The organism is Aquimarina callyspongiae (assembly GCF_034322225.1).
Lineage (GTDB): Bacteria > Bacteroidota > Bacteroidia > Flavobacteriales > Flavobacteriaceae > Aquimarina.
The window spans coordinates 1,483-7,355 of sequence record NZ_JAXLPA010000013.1 but is presented as its reverse complement, the minus strand read 5'-3'; the positions used below and the strand labels follow the sequence as shown (position 1 = coordinate 7,355).

The window sequence follows — 5,873 nt, the reverse complement described above, 5'->3', positions numbered from 1 at the left end:
CTATATGGAGCAACACCTCCTACAATATCCACGGTAATATCTGGTAAATCTTCTGCATTACTTCCATTACAGCTATAAGTACCCAGTGTCGGGGTTGCTCCTAATGGATCCGCCGGATCGATTATAATATTTAATTCATCATCAAAACAACTTAGTGATGAAGTAACTCTAATGCTATATGCTCCCGGAGCTAACCCTGTAAAGAGTCCATTGTCTACCTGAGTTGTAATAGGTACTCCTGCAATTACAGCTCCTGCATATAATTCATAAGTATATGGTGGGTTGTCATCTGCTAATGGGAAGGCAGGATCTAATCCAACCTGGATAGAACCATCCCCAGCAGCAACACAACTCTCATTATCAGTATCTATTACAATCAGTACTGGATCTAATGGGACTTCTCTGGTTACGGTAGTGGTCGCATCACAACCTGGTACCGGACCAATCCCTGCATCAGTAACGGTAATCGAATAGCTTCCTGCTGAAATAGTTGAGAAGATATTTCCTCCTGCACCTACTTGAGTAATAGGACCTACAGCAGCACCGCCACTATCAGTACCGGTTAGTACAAAGGTAAAGTTCCCTGGATTGGTTGTAAAGTCAGATCCACCGGTTACGGTAACAGTAATCTCTCCATCAAAGTTCCTACACGTAGGCTCAGTAGTAAAGTCTGCACTTACAATAGGCTCTGGATATACAATAATAGATTCTACATTCGAAGGACATCCATTCTCATCATATACCGTAACGGTATATGTTCCCGGAGCTGTAACGGTAAACTGGTGTTCAGTATTACTTACATTTCCTGATACCGGAGTATCTGCATTCAATTGGAAAGTTAATGTTCCCGTTCCTGGAGGAACCGTTACATTACTTGTCGCTGTTGCTGTGAAAGTGTAACTATTATCAAATGTACAGGCATCATCTACAAAGGCAGGTAACGGATCTAAGACCGGATTATCTGCAGTGATGACTGTGACAGTTAAGGATGCTGGATTAGATGCACAACTATTGGCATCGGTTACAGTTATCGTATAAACGATACCTGCTCCTGTTGCTCCTGGCAGGGTAAAGTTTCCATCATTGTTTGTAAATACAGTACCTCCATCGGTGGCTGTAAATACATAAGGAGCTGTTCCTCCTGAAGCGGTTACTTCTACACGTCCATCATCATTACAATTTGCCTCTATCTGAGAAACCAGACTCAACATTAATTCTGTTGGCTGCATTAAGGTAACAATATTAGATACATCGTCACAAGTAGTAACAGGGTCTGTTACGGTTACCTGGATGTTTCCTGCACCAAGACCACCAATGATTATCGGATCTAATACGGTATTATCACCACCTCCACTAACGACAACTCCTGTTGTAAGGTTGGTAGCGTCATAGGTATATGGTCCTGTATGTCCGGTTACTGATAGGCTTACTTCTCCATTATCTCCAAAACATTGGATGGTATTGGCTGTAAGGGCTATCGTGGCTTCTATTGTATCAAACGGTAGTACTTCATATGGAGCTGTATCTATAGAACATCCTGTATCTAAGTCTGTAATTCTAAAGATATAGGTTCCTACTGCTGGCAGACTAAAGTTTCCACTGGTAGTGGTTCCCGAAGGATCTTCTGCTACGGTCTGTACATCGGCTCCTCCAACTGGTAATAAATCAAACTGGAAGCCATTGGTGTTTCCGGTGATTCTATCTACTGATACCGTTACCAGTTCTGCATTTGGTGCAGCACAAGTAATTCTATCCACCAAGGTAACCACAGGGTTACTCATAATCGGGAATGGACCTACATTCTGAGTAGGAATGGTAAAGGTACAGTTGTTATCATCGGTTATAGTGATATCATAACTTCCTGCTGGGGTATCCAGAATAATAAACTGTGTTCCGGTTACTGGAAGGTTGGTTCCAGAGATAGGACCTGTATAGGTAATACTATATGGAGCAACTCCTCCTACAATATCCACGGTAATATCTGGTAAATCTTCTGCATTACTTCCATTACAGCTATAAGTACCCAGTGTCGGGGTTGCTCCTAATGGATCCGCCGGATCGATTATAATATTTAATTCATCATCAAAACAACTTAGTGATGAAGTAACTCTAATGCTATATGCTCCCGGAGCTAACCCTGTAAAGAGTCCATTGTCTACCTGAGTTGTAATAGGTACTCCTGCAATTACAGCTCCTGCATATAATTCATAAGTATATGGTGGGTTGTCATCTGCTAATGGGAAGGCAGGATCTAATCCAACCTGGATAGAACCATCCCCAGCAGCAACACAACTCTCATTATCAGTATCTATTACAATCAGTACCGGATCTAATGGGACTTCTCTGGTTACGGTGGTGGTTGCATCACAACCTGGTGCCGGACCAATCGCTGCATCAGTAACGGTAATCGAATAGCTTCCTGCTGAAATAGTTGAGAAGATATTTCCTCCTGCACCTACTTGAGTAATAGGACCTACAGCAGCACCGCCACTATCAGTACCGGTTAGTACAAAGGTAAAGTTCCCTGGATTGGTTGTAAAGTCAGATCCACCGGTTACGGTAACAGTAATCTCTCCGTCAAAATTTCTACACGTAGGCTCAGTAGTAAAGTCTGCACTTACTAGTAACTCTGGGAATACAATCATCTGATCTGTATCGGTACAGCCGTTAACATCTCTTACTGTAAGTGTATATTGATCTACACTTGGACCTGTAACGGTATAGGTGTATGTATATTCATTTGGAGTTCCTGTTGGAGTTCCTGCTACAAATATCGGAGTATCTGCAGTACCGGTATCTCCATCATCAATACCAAACTCTAACTGGCTATCTCCTGTGGCTAATACTGTAAATGTATAATTGTTATCAAAGGTACAAGGGTCATCCACAAATGCAGGAACACTGGTAAATACAGGGTCTGCTGTTGCAGTGATAGTAACGTCTAATGGCCCAAACGGACAATCATTCGCATCTAACATATATACATCCCATAATAATCCTAAAGCTTGGTCCAGTAATAAAACATTACTCGCATTATACGCTCCAGGTAATGGAGCTGGAGCTCCATCTAATACCGCCGCATAACGGTATGGAGGAGTCCCTCCCTGACCATTCACTACTACTTCGGCGAAGGTATTACAATTCCCCGGTGTATTACTGGTCTCTATAAGGTTAACTGGTGTGGGTTCCTCTATAGTGAATTGAATTGCAGAGTTACAAGGGTTCGCAACGGCGCCACCTGTCTCTGTTACTCTTAATAGATAGTCTCCAGGACCAAAACCACTAATGTTATCAATTGCACTACCTCCTACAGGAACGGTTTCTGGGTTCCCGTTTCCAAAGGTTAATGTTCCACTGATATCTACACTTAAATCTGTGATTCTGAAAACCTCATAAGTCAATTCATCTCCCTGATATGTGGTAATGGTGTAATCTATAGAACCATCTCCTGCAGCATTACACGAAACATCATTCTCTGTCAAGGCTATGTTGATCGTTGATGGGTTCGCTGGTGGAGTCAATGTTCGAATATCGGTACAATTTGTTCCATCATCAATTATTTCATAAGTGAAAGGAGTATCAAATGGTAAATTTGGAAATTGATGATTTCGCTCAAAAGGAGTTCCTGAACTTGCTGGTAGAGCATTCAGGTTTACAAAAGCGCCTGAAGGATATTCACGAATCCTAAAGGGCCCGGTACCTCCTGTAACTGTAATATTTGCTGTTACTCCAGCAGCACAAGAAGCGGTTGAGCTCTCGGTGATTGTAAAGATTGCAGGAGTAGCGATACTATAATCAAATTCGTATAAACAGCCATTGGCATCTACTATCCTAACGGTATAGTTCCCAAAATCAACATCATTAAATACAATGAAATCATTAGGTGTCGGTCCAACCGGGTTTGGAGAGGTTGTGGTCGCCAATGAATTATCTGGATTCAGTAAGCTATAGGTATATGGAGGGGTACCTCCGGTGATATTAGATAAATCTATTGTTCCAAGAACATTTCCGGTTCCTGGACTACAGGTGATATCAACATTGCTTTCTGTACCTATAACAACATCTGCTGGCTCTCCAACTGCTATGCTAAAGGTATCTGTACATCCTTTGGCGTCTCTTACTACATAATTATAGGTTGCTGCCGCTAAACTACCATAGGTCGTTTGGTTGCTAAACCCACCTCCGTTAAAGTCAATCTGATAGGGTGCTGTTCCTACTGTCGTATCTACGGTAATGACTACAGAACCGTCTGCCTGACCAAAACAAGTCGCATCCGTAGCTACTGCATTTGCTACTGGATCTGGTGCTGGGGTTACTGTAATAACTCCTGTTTCTGCCTGGCAACCTTCGGAGTCGGTTACTCTAAACTGATAGGTTCCAGCGGTAGTGGTTGTAAAAGGGAATACTCCTGCATAAGGACCATACCCTCCTGCATTAATATTAATCTCAAAGGTGTTACCTCCGTTTCCTCCTGTAGTCGTCACAGCAATAACTGCATCTGGACTGGCACTACAATCTAAATCCTTGGTTAAAGATGCCGCAAGGGTTAATTCTGGCTGAATGTCAAAGGTAACGGCGCCTGAAGAACAGTTATTTGTATCGGTTACCACCACACTATATCCAATAGCTGGTGTTAATCCTGGTATCTCAAAAGTGTTGGCCGGATTTGGCGGAGAAGCTAAGAAGGTAACTGCAACTGGTGCACCTCCATCTAAGCTATAGGTATATGGCCCAACGCCTCCGGTAATGGTAATCCACTGACTCGCCTGGTTGGTGGTATCATAACACGCATCTCCTCCTGCAGCAAGGGCGATAGAAGGGGGAAGGGTTTCTCCAACAACCGTTGGGGTTGCCTGATTGTCTACTGAACAAGCAGCAGCTGAATTGCCATCTCTAACGGCTATAATATAAGTCCCGGCAGCTAAACCGGTAAATACGTTACTGGATTGATAAGTGATAATCGGAGTGTTTCCGGCATCTCTTAATTCATACTCGTAACCTCCTCTACCTCCGGTAGCTGTTACAGTGATAATACCGGTGTTGGCACCACAATCTGCATCATCCACAACTACGGTAAATCCTAATACTGTCGGCTCTGTAATAATGACAGTATCGGTGGCTGTACAATTGGTGGTATCGTCGGTAACAGTGATCGTATAAGTACCTGCTCCAAGACCTGTAATCGGTGTAGGAGTGGTGTTGATAGGACCGCCTGTTATGGAGCCTACAATAGTACCACCTGTTACTACATAACTATAGGTAGTGGCTGTTAAATCTATATCGGTAACAGTAAAGGATAAGGATCCATCAGTATCGCCATTACAAGTTGGTTCTGCAGTAACACTTCCTGAAACTGCTATAAAATCAATTGTATCAATAGTGAAGTCTTCAGCATATACACAACCATCGGTGGTTGTTCTGGCTTCAAAAGTATAGGTGCCTGCGGGTAATGTAAACGTATTGGCAGCACTAAAAGCAGTAGCACTTCCTGCCGGAGCAGAAATCCTGTATTCAAAACTACTCGCTCCATTATTACCTGTAGCAGTAACAGTAACTGCAGAAGTCAATGCAGGACATTGTATCGCAGGAGAAGCAAAACTTAAATCGGTTACTTCCTGCAATGGATCGATAGTCAACTGTCCTAAATTGACAGGACAAGCTGCTGTATCGGTATCTCGAATATATAAAGTATAGGTTCCGTCTGTTAAACCGGTGAAAATTCCGGTGGTATTGGTGAAATCAACGCCATCAATACTATATTCATAACTCCCGTTACCATTCAGAGGGTTAGAAATTGTAATCTCTCCCAATTGTGGAGTCGCACTGGAACCACTCGCATCACAACGGTATTCTTGTGTAATAGCGATATCTGC

At 42.8% G+C, this 5,873-nt stretch carries 1 protein-coding gene; it reads right to left on the bottom strand.

Annotation, left to right across the window (positions count from 1 at the left end; genetic code table 11):
* Positions 1–5,873: hypothetical protein (locus U0D62_RS25460; protein WP_322290187.1), on the bottom strand; the 5,873-nt coding region annotated here is incomplete at both ends.